This is a genomic window from Streptomyces sp. NPDC015220, from assembly GCF_043079345.1.
Lineage (GTDB): Bacteria > Actinomycetota > Actinomycetes > Streptomycetales > Streptomycetaceae > Streptomyces.
This window is the reverse complement of sequence record NZ_JBIBUK010000001.1, coordinates 529251-552445: the sequence shown is the minus strand read 5'-3', so window position 1 is coordinate 552445 and position 23195 is coordinate 529251. Positions and strand designations below refer to the sequence as shown.

At 71.3% G+C, this 23195-nt stretch carries 20 protein-coding genes and 1 tRNA gene; 13 read left to right on the top strand and 8 right to left on the bottom strand.

Annotated elements, in window-relative coordinates; all coding sequences use genetic code 11:
• Nucleotides 1-212 precede the first annotated feature (212 nt).
• Nucleotides 213-524, top strand: coding sequence for a small hydrophobic protein (locus ACF061_RS02785; RefSeq protein WP_392265382.1), 312 nt, complete (start codon nucleotides 213-215; stop codon nucleotides 522-524).
• Nucleotides 525-611: 87 nt separating this feature from the next.
• Here ACF061_RS02785 and aceE read toward each other — a convergent pair whose 3' ends face one another.
• A complete protein-coding gene (gene aceE, locus ACF061_RS02780; protein ID WP_392264974.1) occupies nucleotides 612-3359 on the bottom strand; it encodes a pyruvate dehydrogenase (acetyl-transferring), homodimeric type in 2748 nt (915 codons plus the stop codon).
• Between the two features lie 377 nt (nucleotides 3360-3736).
• Here aceE and ACF061_RS02775 point away from each other — a divergent pair, with 377 nt between their 5' ends.
• The 6 genes from ACF061_RS02775 to ACF061_RS02750 all read left to right on the top strand — a co-directional run bounded on the left by ACF061_RS02775 (nucleotide 3737) and on the right by ACF061_RS02750 (nucleotide 8246).
• Entirely contained in the window at nucleotides 3737-4174 is a 438-nt protein-coding gene (locus tag ACF061_RS02775; RefSeq protein ID WP_392264973.1) for a DUF3052 domain-containing protein, read from the top strand.
• 146 nt (nucleotides 4175-4320) lie between these two features.
• Nucleotides 4321-4779 carry a peroxiredoxin gene (locus ACF061_RS02770; RefSeq protein WP_392264972.1) on the top strand — a complete coding sequence of 153 codons (459 nt, stop codon included), beginning with the start codon at nucleotides 4321-4323 and terminating at the stop codon, nucleotides 4777-4779.
• A 113-nt stretch (nucleotides 4780-4892) separates the two neighbouring features.
• Nucleotides 4893-5468 (top strand): TerD family protein, encoded by a 576-nt coding sequence (locus tag ACF061_RS02765; protein WP_392264971.1) that lies wholly within the window; start codon nucleotides 4893-4895, stop codon nucleotides 5466-5468.
• A 128-nt stretch (nucleotides 5469-5596) separates the two neighbouring features.
• Nucleotides 5597-6175 carry a TerD family protein gene (locus ACF061_RS02760; RefSeq protein ID WP_392264970.1) on the top strand — a complete coding sequence of 193 codons (579 nt, stop codon included), beginning with the start codon at nucleotides 5597-5599 and terminating at the stop codon, nucleotides 6173-6175.
• A 50-nt stretch (nucleotides 6176-6225) separates the two neighbouring features.
• The gene (locus ACF061_RS02755; RefSeq protein ID WP_392264969.1) at nucleotides 6226-7374 is read left to right on the top strand and encodes a DUF475 domain-containing protein; all 1149 of its coding nucleotides are present in this window, start codon (nucleotides 6226-6228) and stop codon (nucleotides 7372-7374) included.
• Between the two features lie 134 nt (nucleotides 7375-7508).
• Entirely contained in the window at nucleotides 7509-8246 is a 738-nt protein-coding gene (locus ACF061_RS02750; protein ID WP_392264968.1) for a Tellurium resistance, read from the top strand.
• A gap of 117 nt (nucleotides 8247-8363) precedes the next feature.
• Here the strand turns inward: ACF061_RS02750 and ACF061_RS02745 are convergent, their stop codons facing one another.
• Nucleotides 8364-9173, bottom strand: a complete 810-nt coding sequence (locus ACF061_RS02745) for a TerD family protein (protein WP_392264967.1) — start codon at nucleotides 9171-9173, stop codon at nucleotides 8364-8366.
• 173 nt (nucleotides 9174-9346) lie between these two features.
• On the opposite strand from ACF061_RS02745, the gene ACF061_RS02740 reads away from it, so the two are divergent.
• Genes ACF061_RS02740 through ACF061_RS02730 form a run of 3 tightly spaced genes read left to right on the top strand, consistent with a single transcriptional unit; the run spans nucleotide 9347 to nucleotide 13891 of the window.
• Complete coding sequence (locus ACF061_RS02740) at nucleotides 9347-10543, top strand: HpcH/HpaI aldolase/citrate lyase family protein (protein WP_392264966.1); 1197 nt, start codon at nucleotides 9347-9349, stop codon at nucleotides 10541-10543.
• A gap of 34 nt (nucleotides 10544-10577) precedes the next feature.
• Nucleotides 10578-13079, top strand: a complete 2502-nt coding sequence (locus ACF061_RS02735) for a phosphoribosyltransferase (protein ID WP_392264965.1) — start codon at nucleotides 10578-10580, stop codon at nucleotides 13077-13079.
• Nucleotides 13076-13891, top strand: coding sequence for an HAD family hydrolase (locus ACF061_RS02730; protein WP_392264964.1), 816 nt, complete (start codon nucleotides 13076-13078; stop codon nucleotides 13889-13891). Before ACF061_RS02735 ends, ACF061_RS02730 begins: the two co-directional genes overlap by 4 nt.
• A gap of 77 nt (nucleotides 13892-13968) precedes the next feature.
• Here the strand turns inward: ACF061_RS02730 and ACF061_RS02725 are convergent, their stop codons facing one another.
• Nucleotides 13969-14187 carry a zinc ribbon domain-containing protein gene (locus ACF061_RS02725; protein WP_392264963.1) on the bottom strand — a complete coding sequence of 73 codons (219 nt, stop codon included), beginning with the start codon at nucleotides 14185-14187 and terminating at the stop codon, nucleotides 13969-13971.
• 333 nt (nucleotides 14188-14520) lie between these two features.
• On the opposite strand from ACF061_RS02725, the gene ACF061_RS02720 reads away from it, so the two are divergent.
• From ACF061_RS02720 to ACF061_RS02710, 3 genes are all read left to right on the top strand, one after another.
• Nucleotides 14521-16821, top strand: a complete 2301-nt coding sequence (locus ACF061_RS02720) for a transglycosylase domain-containing protein (RefSeq protein ID WP_392264962.1) — start codon at nucleotides 14521-14523, stop codon at nucleotides 16819-16821.
• A 61-nt stretch (nucleotides 16822-16882) separates the two neighbouring features.
• Nucleotides 16883-18175, top strand: coding sequence for a hypothetical protein (locus ACF061_RS02715; RefSeq protein WP_392264961.1), 1293 nt, complete (start codon nucleotides 16883-16885; stop codon nucleotides 18173-18175).
• Between the two features lie 175 nt (nucleotides 18176-18350).
• Nucleotides 18351-19757 (top strand): amidase domain-containing protein, encoded by a 1407-nt coding sequence (locus ACF061_RS02710; protein ID WP_392265381.1) that lies wholly within the window; start codon nucleotides 18351-18353, stop codon nucleotides 19755-19757.
• Between the two features lie 34 nt (nucleotides 19758-19791).
• Here the strand turns inward: ACF061_RS02710 and ACF061_RS02705 are convergent, their stop codons facing one another.
• The 5 genes from ACF061_RS02705 to ACF061_RS02685 form a co-directional block, all read right to left on the bottom strand.
• The gene (locus ACF061_RS02705; protein WP_392264960.1) at nucleotides 19792-21264 is read right to left on the bottom strand and encodes a hypothetical protein; all 1473 of its coding nucleotides are present in this window, start codon (nucleotides 21262-21264) and stop codon (nucleotides 19792-19794) included.
• Between the two features lie 34 nt (nucleotides 21265-21298).
• Nucleotides 21299-22069, bottom strand: coding sequence for a DUF4097 family beta strand repeat-containing protein (locus ACF061_RS02700; protein WP_392264959.1), 771 nt, complete (start codon nucleotides 22067-22069; stop codon nucleotides 21299-21301).
• Between the two features lie 287 nt (nucleotides 22070-22356).
• Nucleotides 22357-22428: transfer RNA gene (locus ACF061_RS02695), tRNA-Val, on the bottom strand.
• Entirely contained in the window at nucleotides 22419-22817 is a 399-nt protein-coding gene (locus tag ACF061_RS02690; RefSeq protein WP_392264958.1) for a DUF952 domain-containing protein, read from the bottom strand. The genes ACF061_RS02695 and ACF061_RS02690 overlap by 10 nt, the downstream gene beginning before the upstream one ends.
• The gene (locus ACF061_RS02685; RefSeq protein ID WP_392264957.1) at nucleotides 22814-23164 is read right to left on the bottom strand and encodes a hypothetical protein; all 351 of its coding nucleotides are present in this window, start codon (nucleotides 23162-23164) and stop codon (nucleotides 22814-22816) included. The genes ACF061_RS02690 and ACF061_RS02685 overlap by 4 nt, the downstream gene beginning before the upstream one ends.
• Between the last annotated feature and the right edge of the window lie 31 nt (nucleotides 23165-23195).

Sequence of the window (23195 nt, the reverse complement as noted above, 5' to 3'; positions counted from 1 at the left end):
CATCAGGGTGACGCGGGTCGGGACCGCTCGCCCTCGGCGCGCGCCACAGGTGACAGTGGGTCAAGTCCTCCGCAGGGGACGGCGGACGACCCGCCGCGGCGCGCCGCTGGAGGGGGGCGGCGCGCCGGGCGGCGGGATGGGCGCGCGGATCCGGGGTACCCGGCACGGTGAACCCCGAAGAACGCCGACTCGACCCGGGGTTCAGGGAGTTGATGATGGCGGGCTTCGGACACGGAACGCGCGGATACCCCCGCTCACGTAGCCGTACATGGTCACGGACCGGGCCGGACCGCGCGACGCTCGGAATCATCGGAACCATCTGCGCGATCGCCGGGTTCTTCGTGCTGGGCATCGTCCTGGGCCCGGTGGCGGTCGTCTGCGGATGGCTGGCGATGGGCCGCAGCTGGGCGGGCTCCGACCGCTCGGTCCCGGCCCTGGTCGCCCTGGTTCTGGGCGCGATCGACACGCTCCTGGCCATCATCTGGCTGGCCGGGGCGGCCACCTGGGGCAACGGCATGTTCTGACCCCGGGCGGTACGGAACGGCACAGGACCGGTCCCCCGCCCCTCCACGAGGAGGGGCGGGGGACCGGTCGCGTGTCCGGGCGGCGTCCTACGCGTCGCCGCCCGCCGCGCCCGGGTCGGCCGCCGTCACGTCGAGCAGCCGGTAGCGGTCGATGGCCTGCTTGAGCACCGACCGGTCGACCTTCCCCGCGCGGGCCAGCTCGGTCAGCACGCCCACCACGATCGACTCGGTGTCGATGTGGAAGAACCGCCTGGCCGCGCCCCGGGTGTCGGCGAAGCCGAAGCCGTCGGCGCCCAGCGACTGGTACGGCCCCGGCACCCAGCGGGCGATCTGGTCGGGCACCGACCGCATCCAGTCGGAGACGGCCACGAACGGCCCCTCGGCGCCGCTCAGCTTCCGCGTCACCCACGGCACCCGCTGCTCCTCCTCCGGGTGCAGCAGATTGTGCTCCTCGCACGCCACGGCCTCGCGCCGCAGCTCGTTCCAGGACGTCGCCGACCAGACGTCGGCCTTGACGTTCCAGTCCTCGGCGAGGATCTTCTGCGCCCTCAGGGCCCAGGGCACCGCCACGCCGGACGCCATGATCTGCGCCGGGATCTCGCCGGCCCGGCCCGCGGAGACCCGGTGGATGCCCTTGAGGATGCCCTCGACGTCCACGCCCGCCGGTTCGGCCGGCTGCTGGATCGGCTCGTTGTAGACGGTGAGGTAGTAGAAGACGTCCTCGCCGTGCGGATGCCGCTCGTCGCCGCCGTACATACGGCGCAGGCCGTCCTGCACGATGTGCGCGATCTCGTACGCGTACGCCGGGTCGTAGGCCACGCACGCCGGGTTGGTCGAGGCCAGCAGCTGCGAGTGGCCGTCGGCGTGCTGCAGACCCTCACCGGTCAGGGTCGTGCGGCCGGCGGTCGCCCCGAGGACGAAGCCGCGCGCGAGCTGGTCGGCCATCTGCCAGAACTGGTCGCCGGTGCGCTGGAAACCGAACATCGAGTAGAAGACGTAGACCGGGATCAGCGGCTCGCCGTGCGTGGCGTACGCCGAGCCCGCCGCGATCGCGGAGGCCGTGCAGCCCGCCTCGGAGATGCCGTCGTGCAGCATCTGCCCGGTCGGCGACTCCTTGTACGCGAGCAGCAGGTCGCGGTCGACGGACTCGTACTGCTGGCCCAGCGGATTGTAGATCTTCGCGCTCGGGAAGAAGGAGTCCATGCCGAACGTACGGTACTCGTCCGGTGCGATCAGCACGAACCGCCTGCCGATCTCCTTGTCCCGCATGAGGTCCTTCAGGAGCCGGACGAAGGCCATCGTGGTGGCGATGGCCTGCTGACCCGAGCCCTTCTTCACGGTCGCGTACGTCTTGTCGCCGGGCAGCGGCAGCGGCTTCGCGCGCACGATCCGGGTCGGCACGTAGCCGCCGCAGCCCTTGCGGCGGTCGTGCATGTACTGGATCTCCTCCGAGTCGCGGCCCGGGTGGTAGTACGGCGGCGGCCCGGACTCCAGCTCCTTGTCGGAGATCGGCAGGTGCAGCCGGTCCCGGAAGCGCTTGAGGTCCTCGACCGTCAGCTTCTTCATCTGGTGGGTGGCGTTGCGGCCCTCGAAGTTCGGGCCCAGGGTCCAGCCCTTGACCGTCTTGGCCAGGATGACCGTGGGCTGCCCCTCGTGCTCCACGGCCGCCTTGAAGGCCGCGTAGATCTTGCGGTGGTCGTGGCCGCCGCGGCCCAGCATCAGGATCTGGTGGTCGGTCATGTTCTCGACCATCGCGCGCAGCCGGTGGTCGTCGCCGAAGAAGTGCTCGCGGATGTAGGCGCCGGACTCGGTGGCGTAGGTCTGGAACTGGCCGTCCGGCGTGGTGTTCATCCGGTTGACCAGCACGCCGTCGCGGTCCTGTGCGAGCAGCGGGTCCCAGGAGCGGTCCCAGATCAGCTTGATCACGTTCCAGCCGGCGCCGCGGAAGACCGACTCCAGCTCCTGGATGATCTTGCCGTTGCCGCGCACCGGGCCGTCCAGGCGCTGGAGGTTGCAGTTGACCACGAAGGTCAGGTTGTCCAGGCCCTCGCGGGCGGCGATGGAGAGCTGGCCGAGCGACTCCGGCTCGTCCATCTCGCCGTCGCCGAGGAACGCCCACACGTGCGAGGCGGAGGTGTCGGCGATCCCGCGCGCGTGCATGTAGCGGTTCATCCGGGCCTGGAAGATCGCGCCGATCGGGCCGAGGCCCATGGAGACGGTCGGGAACTCCCAGAAGTCCGGCATCGAGCGCGGGTGGGGGTAACTGGACAGGCCGTAGGGCGACTTGGACTTCTCCTGGCGGAAGCCGTCCAGGTGCTGCTCGGTGAGCCGGTCCAGCAGGTACGCGCGGGCGTAGATGCCCGGTGAGGCGTGTCCCTGGAAGAAGACCTGGTCGCCGCCGCGGCCGTCGTCCTTGCCGCGGAAGAAGTGGTTGAAGCCGACGTCGTAGAGCGAGGCGGAGGAGGCGAAGGTGGCGATGTGGCCGCCCACGCCGATCCCGGGACGCTGGGCGCGGGAGACCATCACCGCGGCGTTCCAGCGGGTGGCGTTGAGGATCTTGCGTTCGATCTCCTCGTTGCCCGGGAAGAACGGTTCACTCTTGGTGGGGATGGTGTTGACGTAGTCCGTGCTGCGCATCTCCGGCACGGCCACGCGCCTCTCCCGGGCGCGTTCGATCAGCCGGAGCATGATGTGGCGGGCCCGCTCCCGGCCCCGCTCGTCGACCGCCGCGTCGAGCGAGTCGAGCCACTCCTGGGTCTCCTCGGGATCGAAGTCAGGAACCTGACTCGGAAGGCCGCCAATGATGATCGGGTTTCGATCGGATCCGGAAGCCACGCTGTTCCTTACCTGTCAGAGGGCGACATTTCTGGTTTGCGATCGGGTTGTCTGCCTGTGCCTGAACCATTCCCCATCGTGTACCTCGCAACAGGCAAAGTCACCTCTACCGAGTGGTAAGGGGGCGGGCCGGGGACCAATGGCCCCGACGGCGGAGGTTGCCGACCGGGCGAAACGGACACAATGGTGTGGTGTACGTCACCATCGCCCGGGATACGGTGTCAGGAGTTGCGGCGACACAGCCGGGAACGTCACCGTTTCGGCGGTCCGAACCGCCGGGTACTTGCGCGATCCGGCCCGCACGTGTGGACTACGGCCAACGCTTCGCGCACGCGCGAGGCCGAAGACCCAATCGCAACACCATCAGGAGGCAACCCGTGAGCGCGACCGCGGACCACGCGGAGGAGCGGACCAACCCGGCCGGCAGGCTGGGTTTCCAGCCCGGGCAGGTGGTCCAGGAGATCGGCTACGACGAAGACGTCGACCAGGAGCTCCGCGAGTCCATCGAGGAAGCGATCGGCAGCGAGCTCGTCGACGAGGACTACGACGACGTGGCCGACGCCGTGGTGCTGTGGTTCCGTGAAGAGGACGGCGACCTGACGGACTCGCTGGTCGACACCCTCGGCTTCCTGGACGAGGGCGGTGTGATCCTGCTCCTGACGCCGAAGACCGGCCGGGACGGATACGTCGAGCCCAGCGACATCGGCGACGCCGCGACCACGGCGGGACTGGCGCAGACCAAGAGCGTCAGCGTCGGCAAGGACTGGAACGGCACCAGGCTGCTGACGCCCAAGGCCGCGAAGTCCAAGAAGTAGTCCCGGACCCCGGGGGCCCGAACCGCCCCCGGACGCCCGGAGCGCCCGGCGGACGGGCCGGCTCGTGTCGGCCCGTCCGCAGGCCCGCGGTGATCGCTGCGTAGGGTGGAGCCACCCGAACAGTCCCACCGAAGGGAAGCAGGACGATGGCGATCCAGGTCGGCGACAAGGCACCCGACTTCGAGCTGAAGGACAACCACGGCCGCACCGTGCGGCTGTCCGACTTCCGCGGCGAGAAGAACGTGGTGCTGCTGTTCTACCCGTTCGCCTTCACCGGCGTGTGCACCGGCGAGCTGTGCGAGCTGCGCGACAACCTGCCGAAGTTCGTCAACGACGACACCCAGCTGCTCGCCGTCTCCAACGACTCCATCCACACCCTGCGGGTCTTCGCCGAGCAGGAGGGCCTGGAGTACCCGCTGCTGAGCGACTTCTGGCCGCACGGCGCCGCCTCGCGCGCCTACGGCGTCTTCGACGAGGACAAGGGCTGCGCCGTGCGCGGGACCTTCATCGTCGACAAGGAGGGCGTCGTGCGCTGGACCGTGGTCAACGGTCTGCCGGACGCCCGCGACCTGAACGAGTACGTCAAGGCGCTCGACACCATCTGATCATCGGGTCGCACGGTCCGCCCGAGGCGGGAACCCGTCACTAGGATCGAGACGTTGATCCCATATCCGATGCACGACGGGGCTCCCCGCCCCCGGACACCAATGGAGGACTCGTGGGAGTCAGCCTCAGCAAGGGCGGCAACGTATCGCTGACGAAGGAGGCCCCGGGCCTGACCGCGGTCCTGGTCGGCCTGGGCTGGGACGCCCGCACCACCACGGGCACCGACTTCGACCTGGACGCCAGCGCGCTGCTGCTGAACACGGCCGGCAAGGTCGGCAGCGACCAGAACTTCGTGTTCTTCAACAACCTCAAGAGCCCGGACGGGTCGGTCGAGCACACCGGTGACAACCTCACCGGTGAGGGCGAGGGCGACGACGAGGTCATCAAGGTCGACCTCGCCGCTGTCCCCGCCGACGTGGACAAGATCACCTTCCCGGTCTCGATCTACGACGCCGAGAACCGCCAGCAGTCCTTCGGCCAGGTCCGCAACGCGTACATCCGCGTGGTGAACCAGGCCGGTGGCGCGGAGATCGCGCGCTACGACCTGAGCGAGGACGCCTCGACCGAGACCGCCATGGTCTTCGGCGAGCTCTACCGCCACGGCGCGGAGTGGAAGTTCCGCGCCATCGGCCAGGGGTACGCCTCGGGCCTGCGTGGCATCGCCCAGGACTTCGGCGTGAACGTCTGAGCCGTACGTCCGACGCTCACGAACACCCGAGCGACTGAACGCCTGACCGTCCGGCGCCGCGCGTTTCCGCGCGGCGCCGGACGCGCAGGAAAACGAGAGAAGCACCATCCCCGGGGAGGACCAGCATCATGGGCGTCACGCTCGCCAAGGGAGGCAACGTCTCCCTGTCCAAGGCCGCACCCAATCTGACCAACGTCATGGTCGGACTCGGCTGGGACGCGCGCTCCACCACCGGAGCCCCCTTCGACCTCGACGCCAGCGCGCTGCTCTGCTCGGCCGGCAACCGCGTGATGGGCGACGAGTGGTTCGTCTTCTACAACCAGCTCAAGAGCCCGGACGGCTCGGTCGAGCACACCGGTGACAACCTCACCGGCGAGGGCGAGGGCGACGACGAATCGATCCTGGTGGACCTCGGCAAGGTGCCGCCGCAGTGCGAGAAGATCGTCTTCCCGGTCTCGATCCACATGGCCGACGAGCGCGGCCAGACCTTCGGACAGGTCTCCAACGCCTTCATCCGCGTCGTCAACCAGGCCGACGGCCAGGAGCTCGCCCGCTACGACCTGAGCGAGGACGCCTCCACCGAGACGGCCATGATCTTCGGCGAGCTCTACCGCTACCAGGGCGAGTGGAAGTTCCGGGCGGTGGGACAGGGGTACGCGTCCGGCTTGCGGGGCATCGCTCTAGACTTCGGAGTCAACGTTTCGTAAAGCCGAGTACGGCGCGGGGGAGCCCCGTACACGTACGGATTGGGTAGCCAGTGCTTCTGAAAACCTTCGGCTGGTCGTTCGCGATCACCGCGCTCGGCCTGGTCGCGGCGGTGTTCTACGGGGGGTGGACCGCCTTCGGGGTCGTTGCGATCCTCGCCGTCCTGGAGATCTCGCTGTCCTTCGACAACGCGGTGGTCAACGCCGGGGTCCTGAAGAAGATGAACGCCTTCTGGCAGAAGATCTTCCTCACGGTCGGCGTGCTCATCGCGGTCTTCGGCATGCGGCTGGTCTTCCCCGTCGTCATCGTCGCCATCACCGCCAAGATGGGTCCCGTCGAGGCCGTCAACCTGGCCTTCAACGACAAGGACCGCTACCAGCAGCTGGTGACCGACGCCCACCCGGCGATCGCCGCCTTCGGCGGCATGTTCCTGCTGATGATCTTCCTCGACTTCATCTTCGAGGACCGGGACATCCAGTGGCTGCGCTGGATCGAGCGGCCGCTGGCCAAACTCGGCAAGGTCGACATGCTGTCGGTCTGCATCTCCCTGATCGTCCTGCTGATCACCTCCTTCACCTTCGCCGCCCACGCCCACCAGCACGGCGGCGCGCACGCCGACAAGGCCCAGACGGTGCTGATCGCCGGCATCGCCGGTCTGATCACCTACCTGATCGTCGGCGGTCTGTCCGGGTTCTTCGAGGACCGGCTGGAGGCGGAGGAGGAGCGTGAGCACGAGGAGGAGGAAGAGGCCGCCCGCACCGGCAAGCAGCGCTCGGCCGTCAGGCTGGCCGGCCAGGCCGCGTTCTTCATGTTCCTCTACCTCGAGGTCCTGGACGCGTCCTTCTCCTTCGACGGCGTGATCGGCGCCTTCGCCATCACCAACGACATCGTCATGATGGCCCTCGGCCTGGGCATCGGCGCCATGTACGTCCGCTCCCTGACCGTGTACCTGGTCCGCCAGGGCACCCTCGACGACTACGTCTACCTGGAGCACGGCGCCCACTACGCGATCGGCGCGCTGGCCGTGATCCTCATGGTCACCATCCAGTACGAGATCAACGAGGTGATCACCGGTCTGGTCGGCGTGGTCCTGATCGCCTGGTCCTTCTGGTCCTCGGTGCGCCGCAACCGGGCGCTGGCGGCCGCGGAGGGGAGCGCGGCGGGCCCGGGGGAGAAGACTGAGGTCCGGTCCGGGGTGTGACAGCCCTCCGGGCGAGGGAACGCTTCGAACGGGGCGGCCGACGAGGAGGACGGCGAGCAGGCCGAGCCGGATCCTCCGGGCCGCCCCGCGGCATGCGTGCGGGGCGGTGACCAGGGTGTGAATGCGGGGCGGGAATGGGTTTCTTCGACGGTCTGCTGGGCGGACGCGCGGCCGAGTTCGACTCGGGCAGCGCCGCGTCCAACGCGATCGAGCTGACCAAACGGCACCACCAGGTGTCGCTGACCAAACAGGGCGCGGCCACCGGGAACCTGCGCATCAACCTGACCTGGCGGATGCGCACCTCCGACTTCGGCGGCGCCAGCCGGGAGAGCCTGCTGCGCCACCCCTTCAGGGCGCTCAAGCCGCCGGAGGTGATCGGGCACAGCCAGTCCATGGTCAACGTCGACCTCGACCTCGGCTGCCTGTACGAGCTGGCCGACGGCACCAAGGGCGTCGTGCAGCCGCTCGGCGGCTTCCTGGGCGACGTGAACGCACCGCCATACGTCAAACTCAGCGGCGACGACCGGTTCGGCTCCGGTTCGGGTGAGACGATCTACGTGAACCTCGACCACCGCGACGACATCAAACGGCTGCTGGTCTTCGTCTACATCTACGACCAGACGCCCGCCTTCGACCGCACCCACGCGGTCGTCACGCTCTACCCGAGCAACGGCCCGCGCATCGAGATCGGCCTCGACGAGCGCCACCCCCAGGCACGCTCGTGCGCGGTGGTGCTGATCGAGAACACCAAGGGCGGCGAGCTGACCGTCCGCCGCGAGGTCAAGTTCGTCTACGGCTTCCAGTCCGAACTGGACCGGCTCTACGGCTGGGGCCTGCAGTGGGGCAGGGGCTACAAGAAGGCCGACCGCTGACGCCTCCCGCGCGGCGAGGGCCCGCCGTGCCGCGGCCCGCCCGCACCCGGCGGGCCGGGCCCCCGCCCGCGGAGCCCGGGGACAGCCGGACAGCCCGGCGCGCCGCCGGGAGTCCGTTCACCGCCCGATGAACTGCGGACCCTGCGGCGGCAGCCGGAAGTCGGGGTCCGGCACCACGGCGGGCACGGGCGACGACTGCGGATACCCGTACGCCGGCTGCGGATGGCCGTACGCCGGACCGGCGGCCGCGGGCAGAGCGGGAGCCGGCGGGGTCGAGGGCACCGCGCCCGCCGCCTGCTGCGGATACCCGTACGTGGGCGGCTGCTCCGGGGGCAGCGGCTGCGCGACGTGCGCGGTCGCGCCCTCGTCGGCGTCCGCCTCCTCCGTCTCGTCCACCGAGATGCCGAAGTCGGTCGCGAGGCCCTTCAGCCCGTTCGAGTAGCCCTCGCCGAGCGCCCGGAACTTCCAGCCCTCACCCCGCCGGTACAGCTCGCCGCAGATCAGCGCGGTCTCCCGGCCGGTCTCGGGCTTGATGTCGAAGTACGCCAGCGGCTCCCCGTCGGCGGCCGCCGCGTCGTACAGCAGGATGCTCAGCGTCCGTACCCGGTCGAACGTGACGCCGTCCGCCGAGGCGACCACCAGGATCCGGCCGACGGCGGGCTCGACGCCGGTCAGGTCTGTCTGGATCGTGTCCGTCAGACTCTCCGCGAGCCGCCGCTTGCCGAGCCGCCATACCTTCCCGGAGGGGTGCCGGGGCTGGTTGTAGAAGACGAAGTCCTCGTCGGAGCGCACACGACCGCCGGGACCGAGGAGCAGTGCCGAGGCGTCCACGTCCGGCACCCCCTGCCCCGGCGTCCAGCGCACCACCGCCCGGACCGTGGCGGCTTCCAGCGGGACGTTCGACCCCTTCGTCATCGCGTGCGTCATGCGGTCATCCTGCCTTCTCGGTCCTGCTCACGACAACGCGGCCCGGGCCGCGACCACGGCCATGCCCACCCGCGCTACCAGAAATTCACACTCCATGGGAACTGATGCCATTGATTCGTACGTACTATTACCGGCCACCTTTTTTCTGCTCGGCGTCACCACGGGGGAGTTCCATGCGTCATTTCGGGCACCTCGCTCCTGAGGTGCGGAAGCGCCTCTTCCATCAGGAGCCCTGCGAGTTCACCGCCAACTCCCCGGCCCGGCTGCTCGCCGCGGCCCTGGGCGCCACGCTCTACAGCCCGGCCACCCGGCCGCTCCTCGCCGACGACATCCTCAAGCAGGCCGCGAACGGCGTGGTCTCGATGGTGCTGTGCCTGGAGGACTCCATCGACGACGCGGACGTGGAGCGGGGCGAGGAGAACCTCGTCCGGCACTTCGCCGACCTGGCCGCCCGCCTCCGGACCGCCGGCCCCGCCCGGGACGACGGCGCCGCCGGCCTCCCGCTGCTGTTCATCCGGGTCCGCACCCCCGAGCAGATACCCGACCTGGTGCGGCGCCTCGGGCCCTCCGTCCGGCTCCTGTCCGGCTTCGTGCTGCCCAAGTTCACCGCCGAGCGCGGGATGCCGTACCTGGAGGCGCTCGAGGCCGCCGAGGCGGCGAGCGGCCGCCGGCTGTTCGCCATGCCGGTGCTGGAGTCGCCCGAGCTGCTGTACCGGGAGTCGCGGGTGGAGACCCTGGAGGGGATCTTCCGCGCGGTCGACAAGTACCGGGACCGGGTGCTCGCGCTGCGCCTGGGCGTGACCGACTTCTGCTCCGCCTACGGGCTGCGCCGCGCCCCCGACATGACCGCCTACGACGTGCAGGTGGTCGCCTCCGTGATCGCCGACGTGGTCAACATGCTGGGCCGGGCCGACGGCACCGGGTTCACGGTCACGGGGCCGGTGTGGGAGTACTTCCGGGCGCCGGAGCGCATGTTCAAGCCGCAATTGCGGCAGAGCCCCTTCCTTGAGGTGCAGGCGGCAGGGCTGCGCGAGAGACTGATCGAGCACGCGATGGACGGGCTGCTGCGGGAGATCTCCCTGGACCAGGCGAACGGGCTGCTGGGCAAGACCTGCATCCACCCCTCCCACGTCCTGCCCGTGCACGCGCTGTCGGTCGTCAGCCACGAGGAGTACAGCGACGCGGCGGACATCCTGCGTCCGGAGCGCGGGGGCGGGGGCGTGCTGCGGTCGGCGTACACGAACAAGATGAACGAGGTCAAGCCGCACCGCGCCTGGGCCGAGCGGACCCTGCTGCGCGCCGAGGTCTTCGGCGTCGCCAGGGCGGACGTGGGCTTCGTGGAGCTGCTCGCGGCCGGAATCCCCGGCTGATCCCGGCACCGTGCCCACTCACCACAAGGAACGCATGAACAAGGCAGTGAACGACGGGGTCTGGTCCGGCACCTGGGTCGCCGAACGGCTCGGGATCGAACTCGTGGGCGGCGAGGAGCTGACCGGCCTGCTGGGACTCGCGCTGCGCCGCAACCCCAAGCGGGCGCACCTGCTCGTGTCCAACGTCCTCGGCAAGCACGTGCCCCAGTCGCCCGCGGTGGTCTACGACCACGGGCTCGCCCTGGGCCGCCGGGTCCGGGAGCTGCTGGGCGAGCGGGAGGCAGCCTCGGCGGTCGTCCTGGGCTACGCGGAGACCGCGACGGGCCTGGGCCACTCGGTCGCCGACGGCCTGGGCCCGGTCCCCTACCTGCACTCCACCCGCCGTCCCGTCGCCGGCCTCGCCCCGGCCGGCGGCTTCGAGGAGTCCCACTCGCACGCCACCTCCCACCTGCTGCTCCCCGAGGACCCGGCCCTGCTGGCCGCCCAGGGGCCGCTGGTCCTGGTCGACGACGAGTTCTCCACCGGCAACACGATCCTCAACACCATCCGCGACCTGCACGCCCGCCACCCGCGCCGGCGGTACGTCGTGGTCGCCCTGGTCGACATGCGCTCCCCGGCCGACACCGCCCGCCTGGACGCCTTCGCGCACGGCATCGGCGCCCGCGTGGACGTGATCGCCTCCGCCTCGGGCACCGTGCGCCTGCCCGAGGACGTGCTGCGCCGGGGCCGGGAACTGGTCGCCCGCCACGAGCGGGCGGCGGTCCTGCCCGCCCAGGGCGGCCGCGGCCGCGTCACTCGGCTCGACCTGCGCTGGCCCCGGGGGCTGCCCGACGGGGGGCGGCACGGCTTCACGCCCGCTCACCGGGAGCGGCTGGAGCGGGCGCTGCCCGCCATGACCGCCCGGATCGCCGAGGCGCTGCCCGCGGGCGCCCGACGGGTGCTGGTGCTCGGCTCCGAGGAACTGATGTACGCGCCGTTGCGGCTGGCCCGCGAGCTGGAGCGGACGGCCGACGCCGAGGTGCGCTGCTCCACCACCACCCGCTCGCCGGTGCTCGCCGTGGACGACCCCGGCTACGCGATCCGCACCCGGCTGGTCTTCCCCGCGCACGACGACCCGGCCGACGGACCCGGCGAGCGCTACGCCTACAACGTGGCGGGCGGCGGCTTCGACGCCGTCGTCGCCGTCGTCGACTCGGTCGCCGACACACCCGCCCTGCACGCGCCGCGGGGCCTGCTCGCCCGGCTCGCCGCGCACACCCCGCACGTCCTGCTCGCGGTCGTGCCGTCGTACGTGCCCGCCTCCTCCCAGGAGAGTCGCCCCATGCTGCCCGAACCCCTGCGCGGCCCAGCCTTCTCCTCCTACGCCCCCGAGGAGGTCGGCTGGCTGCTCCAGGACCTCTCGGAGGTGACGCTGGAGGCGCCGACGGAGGAGCGCGAGGAGGCGATACAGAGCGGTGGCGCGCACTACGCGGAGTCGCTGCCCGTGGAGTACCAGCCCAGCGAGCAGTACCAGGAGCTGTTCCGGGCGGCCCTGGAGGACTCCGCCGCCCGGCTCGCCCGGGCCGTGGGCGTGGTCACCGAAGTCGTCCTCGCCGAGCTCCCGCTGCGCGGCGGGCGCGGGGCGGTCCGCACCACCGCGTCGAGCGGGCGGACGCCCGCGTCCCGGCCCGTCCTGGTCTCGCTCGCCCGCGCCGGCACCCCGGTCGGCGTGCTGATGCGCCGCTGGGCCGCCTTCCGGCACGGCCTCGAACTGCCGCACTACGCCGTGTCCATCGTGCGCGGCCGGGGCATCGACGCCAACGCGCTGCGCTGGCTGGCCGCCCACCACGACCCCGCCGACGTCGTCTTCGTCGACGGCTGGACCGGCAAGGGCGCCATCACCCGGGAACTGGCCGAAGCGATCCGGGAGTTCGAGGAGACCGGCGGCCCCGTCGGGTTCGACCCGGAGATCGCGGTACTGGCCGACCCGGGCTCGTGCGTGCGGACGTACGGCACCCGGGAGGACTTCCTCATCCCCTCCGCCTGCCTCAACTCCACCGTCTCCGGGCTCGTCTCGAGGACCGTGCTCCGTGCCGACCTGGTCGGCCCGGAGGACTTCCACGGCGCGAAGTTCTACCGCGAACTCGCCGGCGCCGACGTCTCCAACGACTTCCTCGACGCCGTCTCGGCCCGCTTCCCGGAGGCCGCGGAGACCGTGGACACCGCGGTGAAGGAACTGCTCTGCGAGGACCGCACGCCCACCTGGGAGGGCTGGGCGGCGGTCGAGCGGATCAGCGAGGAGTACGGCATCCACGACGTGAACCTGGTCAAGCCGGGCGTCGGCGAGACCACGCGGGTGCTGCTGCGCCGGGTGCCGTGGAAGATCCTGGCGAAGGCGGGGGCGGGCGCCGACCTGGACCACGTACGGCTGCTCGCCGAGCAGAGAGGGGTGCCGGTGGAGGAGGTGGACGACCTGCCGTACACCTGCGTGGGGCTGATCCACCCCCGCTTCACCCGCGGGGCGACCGGCGCCGACGGCACGGCGGTGGCCCTGTGACGCCGGTGCTGGTGGCGAGCGACCTCGACCGTACGCTCATCTACTCGTCCGCGGCGCTGGCGCTGACCATGCCGGACGCCCGCGCGCCGCGCCTGCTGTGCGTGGAGGTGCACGAGAGCAGGCCGCTGTCCTACATGACGGAGACCGCGGCCCGGCTGCTGACCGACCTCGGCGACGCGGCGGTGTTCGTGCCGACCACGACCCGGACCCGCAAGCAGTACCTGCGCATCAACCTGCCGGGTCCGGCGCCGACGTACGCCGTCTGCGCCAACGGCGGGCACCTGCTGGTGGACGGGGTGTCGGACGCCGACTGGCACCGGCGGGTGACCGAACGGCTGGCCGGGGAGTGCGCACCGCTCGCGGAGGTGCGGGAGCACCTGCTGCGGACCGCCGACCCGGTCTGGGTGCGCAAGCAGCGGGTCGCCGAGGACCTGTTCGCCTACCTCGTCGTGGAGCGCGAACTGCTGCCCGAGCAATGGGTGAAGGAGCTCGGCGCCTGGGCGGAGACGCGGGGCTGGACGGTCTCCTTGCAGGGCCGCAAGATCTACGCCGTGCCCAAGCCGCTCACCAAGAGCGCCGCGGTCCGCGAGGTCGCCCGCCGCACCGGCGCGGACCTCGTGCTGGGCGCGGGCGACTCGCTGCTCGACGCCGACCTGCTGCTCGCCGTGGACCGCGGCTGGCGGCCGGGCCACGGCGAGCTGGCCGAGACCGATTGGACCGCGCCCGGCGTCAGCTCACTGCCCGAGCGCGGTGTGCTCGCCGGGGAGCGGATCGTGCGGGAGTTCCTCAGGACGGCCCGGGCGCCCCGGTAGGGGCGGCGGGCCGGTGGGGGCGGCGCCCCCGCGGGCCCGCCCGGCCCCCCGCGGGCCCGCCCGGCCGTCGCGGGGGGTCAGCCGCAGCAGCCGCCGCCGCAGCAGCCGCCCCCGGCCCCGCCGCCGGAGCGGGGCGCGGAGGCGGGCGCCGAGCCGCCCACCGCGACGGTGGACAGCAGCTTGACCGTGTCGTCGTGGCCGGCCGGGCAGGTCGCCGGAGCGGCGGATTCCGCCATCGGGCGGCTCAGTTCGAAGGTGTTGCCGCAGCTGCGGCAGCGGTACTCGTAGCGAGGCATACGCCCAGGCTAGCGGGCGTGAGCAGACCCAGAGAGCTCTGTGTTTCTTGTGTGTTCGTTTCTGTCCCGTTCTCATGCGGAGAAATTGAAAAGACGGCTGATAATTTTGTATGGCCGCGAGAGCCGTGAGACGGCTGGGAGTGAGGGAGCAGGCGGCCGCGTTCGCGGCGGCTGCGTCGACCCGCGCGAGCAACACGGAGTGCGGAGGGAGACGCAGTCGTGACCGAGGCAGGGCAGGGGGAGGGCCTTCCGGAGGAAGGCCGCCGGCCCCGTGGGGGCCGCGCCGCGCAGGGGGATTCGACGAACGTCCCCCCGCCGACCGCGGACGAGACGATGCAGCTGAGCGTGGACGCGCTGCGCAAGCGGGACCGGTCGGCGCGGCCGCCGTCCGACCCCGCGCCGCCCAGGCCGGACGAGACCATGCAGCTCAAGGTGGACGCCCTGCGCGAGCGGCACGACCGGGAGGAGCCGCGGCGGCAGAACCGGGAACAGCCGCCGTCCGGCCCGGAACAGCCGCAGCCGCACGAGACCATGCAGCTGCGCGTCTTCCGGCCGAAGCCGTCCTCCCGGCCCGCCGGTCAGCGGGCGGACCGGCGCAAGAGGCAGCGCCGCCGGCTCGCCCTGCCCCCGGCCGTGGCCCGGCTGACCGCCCCGGTCGGCCGGCGCCTGGCACCCGTCCTCGCCGTGCTCGCGCCGTACGCCCGGAAGCTGAAACCGGTGTACCCGCGCCCGGGACGCACCGGCTGGCGCCGCTGGCTGCCCTCCTGGCGGCAGTGGGTCGGCGCCACCCTCTCGGCGTGCGGCCTGACCACCCTGTTCCTCGTCATCGCCTACGCCGCCACCGACATCCCGGACAACCTGAACAGTTACGCCACCCAGCAGGACAACGTCTACTTCTGGTCCGACGGGACCCCCATGGCCCGTACCGGCTGGGTGCAGCGGCAGGCGATGCCGCTGCAGGACATACCCGAGGACGTCCGCTGGGCGGTGCTCGCGGCCGAGAACGAGAGCTTCTACAGCGACCCCGGCATCTCCTTCAAGGGCATCACCCGCGCCCTGTGGCGCACGGTCGGCGAAGGGGACACCGAGGGCGGCTCGACCATCACCCAGCAGTACGTCAAGAACGTCTACCTGACGCAGAACCAGACCGTCAGCCGCAAGTTCACCGAGGCGATGATCGCCCTCAAGCTCGACAACAGGATGAGCAAGGACAAGATCCTCGAGGGCTATCTGAACACCAGCTGGTTCGGCCGCGGCACCTACGGCATCCAGCGGGCCTCCCAGGCCTACTACGGCAAGGACGTCAGCAAGCTCAACGCCAGCGAGGCCGCCTTCCTCGCCTCCCTGCTCAAGGGCGCCGGCCTCTACGACCCCACCCTGAGCCCGAAGAACCACGACCGTGCCGTCAAGCGCTGGAAGTGGACCCTCGACCGCATGGTCAAGATCGGCAGGCTGTCCCCGGCCGAGCGCGCCAAGTACACGACGTTCCCCGAGCCGCTCAAGCGCAACCCGCTCGCCGACACCGGCCAGCAGAGCGACTACCTGGTCGAACTGGCCACGCAGTACGCCAAGAAGGCCGCCCACATCTCCGACAAGGACTTCGACCTGGGCGGCTACCAGATCTACACGACCTTCGACCGCGGCCGCGAGACCGCGCTCACCGACGCCGTCACCAAGGCCCGCAAGCGGGCGAAGGAGACCGACCCCGGCGCGGCGAAGAGCGCCCACTACGGCGCCGCCTCGGTGGCCACCGACGGCCGGATCGTCGCCGTCTACGGCGGCCCCGACCACCGCACCCAGGGCTACAACGAGTCCAACGCCTCCACTGTCCCGGCCGGCTCGGCCTTCCAGCCGTTCGTGTACGCCGCCGCGCTGCAGAACGGCGTCATCAAGCAGCGCGACGCGGCCCGCGAGCCGGTCACCCCGGAGAGCGTCTACGACGGCGACGACGCCGTTCCCGTCACCACCCCCGAGGGCCCCTACTGGGACCGCAGCGGCCGCAAGGTCGCCGCCCACAACGACGGCCGCAGGTCCTACGGGAAGATCACCCTGCGCAAGGCGCTCGCCCAGTCGGTCAACACCCCGTTCATGCAACTCGGCATGGACACCGGCCTGGACAAGGTGAAGCAGACCGCCATGGCGGCCGGACTGCTCTCCTCCAGCCTGGGCCCGCAGGTGCCCGACCTGTCGCTGGGCAGCTCCACGCCGAGCGCGATCCGCATGGCGGGCGGCTACGCCACCTTCGCCGACGGCGGGATGAGCACCGAGCCGTACTCGGTGTCCCGGATCACCCGCAACGGCGCCGCCGTGCGGCTGGACCGGCCGGCCTCGCGGCGCGCGGTCGGCGCCACCGTCGCCCAGCAGGTCGAGGACGCGCTCGGGGACGCCTTCCGCACCGCCCATCCCACCGCGGCGCCCGCGGGCGCCCGGGTGACCGGCAAGGCGGGCACCACCGAGAAGGACACCGCCGCCTGGTACGTGGGGACCGCGAAGTCGGTGTCGACGGCAGTCGTCGTCTACCGCATGGATCTGGCCAAGAGTCTCGAACCGCTGCCGTTGAAGGGGCTCGCCGGAACAACCGCCGACAGTGTTCCGTACTCCATATGGGCAGGCGCCATGGCACCGCTCGGCTGACCACCGGCGGCACGGCCGCACCGCACCCGCCCGAAGAACCCCCTCGCGAATCGAGCCGCCCATGAAGTCGACCCCCGGCCGCCGCCGGAAGGCGCCCGCGCGCCGCCGCCCCTCCCGTCCCCAATTCGTGACCCTGGCGGCCCTGCTGGTCGTGGCCTCCGTCGTGGCGGGCTACCTCGTGCTGACCCGCAGCGACTCCACCGCGCCCACCGCCTCGGCCGGCGCCAAGGCCGGCGGGGGGAGCCCCGTGCCCACGGCCACGGCCACCAAGGAGCCCGAGTGGGACGGCAAGGTCAAGGTGCTCGGGGACGGGTCCACTTCGTACACCGGGCCGCAGAAGGGCGAGTTGAAGCCCGTACCGCTCAAACCGGGTGAGAAGCCTCCGCAGTTCGTGGTGTTCTCCTGGGACGGCGCCCTGGAGGGCAGCGACCACCTGTTCTCGCACTACCGGGAGCTGGCCAAGGAGTACAACGCCCACATGACCTTCTTCCTCACCGGCATCTACCTGCTGCCCAAGAGCAAGAAGTCCCTCTACCACCCGCCGATGCACGACCCGGGCGACGCGGCGATCGACTACGCCACCGACGAGCACATCCGCGACACCGTGGGACAGCTACGCCTCGCCTACGAGCAGGGCAACGAGATCGGCACCCACTTCAACGGCCACTTCTGCGGCGCCAAGGGCGGCGGCGACTGGAGCGTGGAGGAGTGGAAGAGCGAGATCGACCAGTTCTTCGACTTCGTGGAGAAGTGGAAGACCAACACCGGCTTCACCGACGTCGCCCCGCTGCCCTTCGACTTCAAGAAGGAGGTCGTCGGCGGCCGCGCGCCCTGCCTGGAGGGCCAGCCCAACCTGCTCAAGGCCATCAAGGACTACGGCTGGCGCTACGACGCCTCCTCGCCCGGCGACTTCCAGATCTGGCCGAAGAAGAAGAACGGCATCTGGGACTTCCCGCTGCAGATGCTCCCGTACGAGAACGGCAAGTACCAGGGCCTGTCCATGGACTTCAACTTCCTCTACAACCAGTCCGAGGGCGAGACCAAGGGCGACCCCGCCAAGTACCCCCAGTGGGAGCAGCAGACCGTCGACTCCTACATGGCCGGCTTCAACCGCGCCTACTACGGCAGCCGGGCGCCGCTGTTCATCGGCAACCACTTCGAGGACTGGAACGGGGGCATCTACATGAAGTCCATCGACCAGGTCATCAAGAACGTCTGCACCAAACAGGGCGTCAAGTGCGTGTCCTTCAAGGAGCTCGCGGACTGGATGGACGTGCAGAAGCCGGAGACGCTCCAGGCACTGCGCGGTCTCGACCCGGCGCAGTCCCCGGACTGGTCCTCGGTCGTCAAGTGACGCCTGTAACCGCTTGGTTCCGCTTGTGCGCACCCTCTTCACAAACGCCTCCCGGGTCATGCGAAGATGCGATTTCCCGGTAGCAGTACCGGCGTAGAGGGGAACATCATTGAAGTCCAGAAAACTGAGCCGTAGCCGGCGGCGCACCGCCATCGTCACGGCTGCCGCCGCCTCCGTGGTGGCCGGTGTCGCCCTGGTGCCCAACTGGAGCGCGGGAGCGGCGGTCACCGACGACCCGACGGTGGACGCGGCCACCAAGGCCACCTTCCAGAAGCTGGCCGACGCGGTCTTCACCGACCGCACCCAGGCCCTGGTCGACGACACCAAGGGCGGCAAGGACGGCAAGAAGGGGCGGCACCAGCAGCTGACCTCCGGCTTCTCCGGCAAGGTCCGCCTCTCCGGGACGCAGTCCCGCCAGGAGGACTCCGCGCTGAGCACGCTGCGCGGCCGCAAGACCCGCCTGGAGCAGCTCGGCGAGAAGTACAGCGCGGGCAGCACCACCGTCACGCTGAACGCGACTCAGGTGAAGGGCCGCGCCGCCAAGGTCGCCGTCACCGAGAGCACCACGCTGACCTACGAGAAGGTCCGCGGCAACGAGCCGAGGACCACCGGCTTCCAGGCCCACCACGAGCTGACGTTCCAGGCCGACAAACGCGGCAACTGGCAGCTGACCGGCATCCGCGACACCGACGACGGCGTCGCCGTCAACCAGATCGCCAAGCCGCGGCGCGTCTCGCTGCCCAGCCTGCGGCAGACGAAGCCCGGCAAGCCGAACAAGCCGCAGTCGATCATCGAGCCGTCGACCCCGGCTCCGTCGTCCTCGGCGCCCACCACGGTCCCGTCGTCCCCGGCTCCGTCGACCTCGGCGCCCACCACGGTCCCGTCGTCCCCGGCTCCGTCGTCCTCGGCGCCCACCACGGTCCCGTCGTCCCCGGCTCCGTCGACCTCGGCGCCCACCACGGTCCCGTCGACCTCGGCTCCGGCGCCGACGACCGCGGCACCGACCACCTCCGCGCCCGCGACCGACGACGGCAACCCGCCCGAGGCGCCCCGTTCGTCCACCCAGCGCAACGCGCCGGCCAACGCGAAGAACCTCACCTCCGGGGCCTACGACTACAAGGCCATGGCGGACTACGCGGCGAAGTACTGGAGCAAGTACAACCCGGACTACCCCGACTACAACGGGCACGGTGACGGCGGCGACTGCACCAACTTCGTCAGTCAGGCCCTGAAGGCCGGCGGCTGGAAGCACGTGCCCGGCTACACGTACGACTTCCACAAGTGGTTCGGCAACAGCGAGATCGTGTCGGACTCGTTCATCGGCGTCAACGAGTTCTCCTGGTTCGCCCTGTCCTCGGGGCGGGTCACCAGCCTGCCCTACGTCTACCAGCTCGACGTCGGTGACGTGCTGCAGATGGACTTCGACCGGGACGGGTCCAAGGACCACACCATGATCGTCACCTACCGCAGCCCGGAGGGCGTGCCGTACGTGTCGTACCACTCCACCAACACCTACAACAGGTCGGTGGCGAGCCTCATCGCGTCGTACCCGAACGCGAACTACTACGCCTACCGCACCTGATCCGGTTTCGCTCCCGAGCGGGGGGGCCGGGCCTTCAGTGACCGGCTCCCCGCTCCTCGCGGATCAGCGCGACCACCCGGGCCGCCGTCCCCCGGACCGCCTCGGTCTCCGTCAGGAAGTGCCAGTAGTCCGGGTGGCGGCCCGTCAGGCCGTCCACCGCCCGGTCCAGCCGGGCCACCGCGTCGTCCAGCGGCCGGGCGTGCCGCGGGTCCGGTGTCGTCCGGCCCGTCATGGCCAGCCGCTGGGCGTCCCGGATGGCGAACCGGGTCTTGTCGATCTCTCCCCGCGGATCCTTCTGCACCGCGTTCAGCCGCGCCAGCCGGTTGCCGGCGGCCGACACCGCCTCGTCGGTGGTGTTGAGCAGCGCCCGCACGGTCGACAGCAGCGCCGTCGCGTCCGGCCAGCGCTGCGCGTCCCGGGCGGCCTGCGCCTCCTTCAGCCTCGACTCGGCCTGCCGCACGTTCTGGGCGGCCTGTTCGGGCACGTGCTGCAAGTCCTGCCAGCAGGCGGCCGTGAACCGGCGCCTGAGCTCGCTGAGCACCGGCTCCACCTGCCCGGCCCGTGTGGTGAGCGCCTGCGCCCGGGTGCGCAACGACACCAGCCGGTGGTCGATCTCGGCGGCCTTCTCCGGCAGCCGTTCCGCCTCGGTCCGGATGGCCTCCGCTTCCCGCGCCACCCGCTCGGCCCGGTCCAGCGTCTGCTGCACACCGTGCTGTCCCGCGCCCTGGTTCAGCCTCGTCAGCTCCGGCGAGAGCGCCGCGAGCCGGGCGGCGAGGTCGTCCGCGCCGAGCCCCGAGGCGCGTACGGCGTCCAGCGCGTTGCTCGCCGCCAGCAGGGCCTGCCGGGCGCGCTCCACGGCCGGCGCCAGCCGGGCCAGCTGGGTCTCGGCCTTGCCGAGCAGCGGCCCCAGACCGTCGGCGAAACGATCCAGCTCCCGTTTGACGCCGCCCAGTTCGTCCTTGGCGGCGACCAGATCGGTGCGCGCCCGGGCCGCCGCGGCGGCCTCCAGGTCGTCCCGGTCCAGATCCTGCGCGTCGACGGCCTGGATGTAGCGCCGGCTCGCCTCGTCGATCCGCCGGCCGAGCGCCTCGAAGTCGGCGACCGCGCGGCGCGCGGCGGGCGAGTCGTCGACGGCGGTGATCGTCTCCATCGAGATCCGCAGGTCGCGCTGGGCGGTGTCGAGTTCGTAGAAGGCGGCCGCGGCGGCGTCCTTGGCCGCCTGCGCCTCGGCCCGGTGGCTCTCGGACCTTCCGCCGAACCAGCGCCGGGTGCCGCCCCCGGCGAACGCGGCGGGCAGCGCGAGCGCGGCCAGCACGGGCAGGCCGAGCAGGGTGAGGACGTCACGCGCGGCGGCAGCGGTCGGGGAGGTGGCCCGGGAGGGCCGGAGCCGGCCGGGCCGGGGCCGCCGATCCGGCGAGTGCGGCTGCCGAGGTGTCGCCGGTGTGGCCCGTGCCGCCGGTGTGGCCGTCACATCCCTCTCCTGTGGTCCGCCCTGCGTGGTGTTCATTCTCCCACCAGTACAGGACGAACACACGGGCCGGTCAGTTCGCCGTACGGACCGTGATGCTCCCGTCGGCCGTGCGCGCGGACACCACATGGCGGCTGGAGTCGTCGCGGGGCACCGAGACGTGGCTGGAGCCGTCCCCGGTCCTCGTGGTCACCCGGTACTTGGCGTCGGGCAGCGTGATACCGACGGAGCCGTCCCCGGAGCGGGCGTCCACCAGGTCCGGCACGGCGCCGAGCCGGAGGTGGACCGAGCCGTCCCCGGTGGTGGCCCGCACCTGCCGGGAGGCGACCTCCGCGCGCACCGAGCCGTCCCCGGAACGCAGCCGGAGCGGGCCGGTGGAGTCGGTGACGTGCACCGAGCCGTCGGAGGTACGGATGTCCAGCGCGTCCTGGAACCCGCGCGCCCGTACGCTGCCGTCCTTGCCCTCGACCTTCACGGCGACCCCGCGCGGCACCTCGATGCGCTGCTTGGCGGCGCAGTTGACGCCGATCCCGGAGCACTTCAGCCGCAGCACCAGCCGGTCGTCCTTCATGGACCAGGTCACGCTGGGGTCCTTGCCGATCATCACCGACCCCTGGAACCAGCGGGTGACCTCGACCTGTCCCGCCTTGTTGCCGTCGGCGGCGACGATCTCGAGCGAGGAGTCGTCGGAGTCGACGGTCAGGGTGTGCCCGCGCAGCGCGAAGGAGCGGTGCTCGGGGTGCTCGTCGTCCGCTGCGGAGGCGCCGCAGGCGGTGGCCGTGGCGAGGAGCGCCACGACGGCGCCGGTGACGGCTGTGGCGCGGACGACGGCGGTGCGGGTCATGACGGTCTCCCCCTGGGACGGACGACGATCCGGTTGATCGCTTCGAGCCTAGGAAGGCGCGTGGGGAAGGAGAATCCGGCTCCCTGCCGGGTGGGGGGTGGGGAAAACCCCACCGCCGCACCGCCCGGGGCCGCCCTTGTCCGGGTTCGTCCCCGTCCCGGCCGTCCCCGTCCCCGGTTCCGGCCGCGAGCTGCGGCCCTCGGGGCGCGACGGCGGTCCGGGCACGGCAAAGGCCCAGGTCTCCGGTCGGTACCGGTGGCCTGGGCCTGCTCGTACGCCGAGATCGGTGGGCGCGGACGGTTTCGAACCGCCGACATCCTGCTTGTAAGGCAGGCGCTCTACCCCTGAGCTACGCACCCGGGACGAGTGGACAGCCTACCCTGCCGGGGGGACTGTCCCGCAAACCCGTCGCGCGCCCCTCCTCGTCGAAGCGCACCTCGCGGACCCGCGTCACGGCGTCGCGGCCGATCGGCCCGAAGACGTGCGGAAACGCGGTGTCCGCCGGCACTCCGGGCGGAGGCGCCGGCACGGGTTCCTCCCATTCCAGCCGGGCGGCGAGCCGGTCCTCGTCGATCACCAGCGCCAGCAGCGGCCGGGGCGCCGTGCGGTAGAAGGCGTTGACGACGGCCAGGGTCGTCGCCTCGTCCGGGGAGCAGTGCACGAAACCCTCCTCGGCGAGGGAGGCGGGCGCGTAGGGCCGGTCCGGGTCGGCGTTCCACTCGGCCGACGGCACCACGTGGTAGATCATGCGTCCTCGTTTTCCGCCCCGGGAGCCCCGTGGGCGTGCTTGAGCCGGCTGCGGGCGTCGACGCCGTCCGGGCCGGTGAACCCGGACCAGTATCGGTGGGCGGTGACGAACACCGCCAGCTCGTGCTCGCGGCGGCGGAGCTTTTCGACCTCGGCCTGTTCGTCGGGCGTCCAGCCGGGGGAGGCCGGGCGCTCCACCTTGCGCCAGCCACCGTCGTCGCTGAACCCGTCCAGCGGCTCGACCGACCAGGGCAGCCGCTTGAGCAGGGCCGACAGCTCGGCCCGGACCTGGTGCAGCTCCTCCTGACCGGCCAGGAGGTCACTCGGGAAGTCATACGGCGTAGCCACGGCACAATGGTACGCCTGTTCGATTTTGGGG

What these genes read in the sequence shown, in the direction of transcription:
- ACF061_RS02785 (WP_392265382.1), top strand. Translation starts at nt 213, where the DNA reads ATGATGGCGGGCTTCGGACACGGAACGCGCGGATACCCCCGCTCACGT.
- ACF061_RS02770 (WP_392264972.1), top strand. Translation starts at nt 4,321, where the DNA reads ATGGCGATCCAGGTCGGCGACAAGGCACCCGACTTCGAGCTGAAGGAC.
- ACF061_RS02760 (WP_392264970.1), top strand. Translation starts at nt 5,597, where the DNA reads ATGGGCGTCACGCTCGCCAAGGGAGGCAACGTCTCCCTGTCCAAGGCC.
- ACF061_RS02750 (WP_392264968.1), top strand. Translation starts at nt 7,509, where the DNA reads ATGGGTTTCTTCGACGGTCTGCTGGGCGGACGCGCGGCCGAGTTCGAC.
- ACF061_RS02745 (WP_392264967.1), bottom strand. Translation starts at nt 9,173, where the DNA reads ATGACGCACGCGATGACGAAGGGGTCGAACGTCCCGCTGGAAGCCGCC.
- ACF061_RS02740 (WP_392264966.1), top strand. Translation starts at nt 9,347, where the DNA reads ATGCGTCATTTCGGGCACCTCGCTCCTGAGGTGCGGAAGCGCCTCTTC.
- ACF061_RS02735 (WP_392264965.1), top strand. Translation starts at nt 10,578, where the DNA reads ATGAACAAGGCAGTGAACGACGGGGTCTGGTCCGGCACCTGGGTCGCC.
- ACF061_RS02725 (WP_392264963.1), bottom strand. Translation starts at nt 14,187, where the DNA reads ATGCCTCGCTACGAGTACCGCTGCCGCAGCTGCGGCAACACCTTCGAA.
- ACF061_RS02720 (WP_392264962.1), top strand. Translation starts at nt 14,521, where the DNA reads ATGCAGCTGAGCGTGGACGCGCTGCGCAAGCGGGACCGGTCGGCGCGG.
- ACF061_RS02715 (WP_392264961.1), top strand. Translation starts at nt 16,883, where the DNA reads ATGAAGTCGACCCCCGGCCGCCGCCGGAAGGCGCCCGCGCGCCGCCGC.
- ACF061_RS02705 (WP_392264960.1), bottom strand. Translation starts at nt 21,264, where the DNA reads ATGAACACCACGCAGGGCGGACCACAGGAGAGGGATGTGACGGCCACA.
- ACF061_RS02700 (WP_392264959.1), bottom strand. Translation starts at nt 22,069, where the DNA reads ATGACCCGCACCGCCGTCGTCCGCGCCACAGCCGTCACCGGCGCCGTC.
- ACF061_RS02690 (WP_392264958.1), bottom strand. Translation starts at nt 22,817, where the DNA reads ATGATCTACCACGTGGTGCCGTCGGCCGAGTGGAACGCCGACCCGGAC.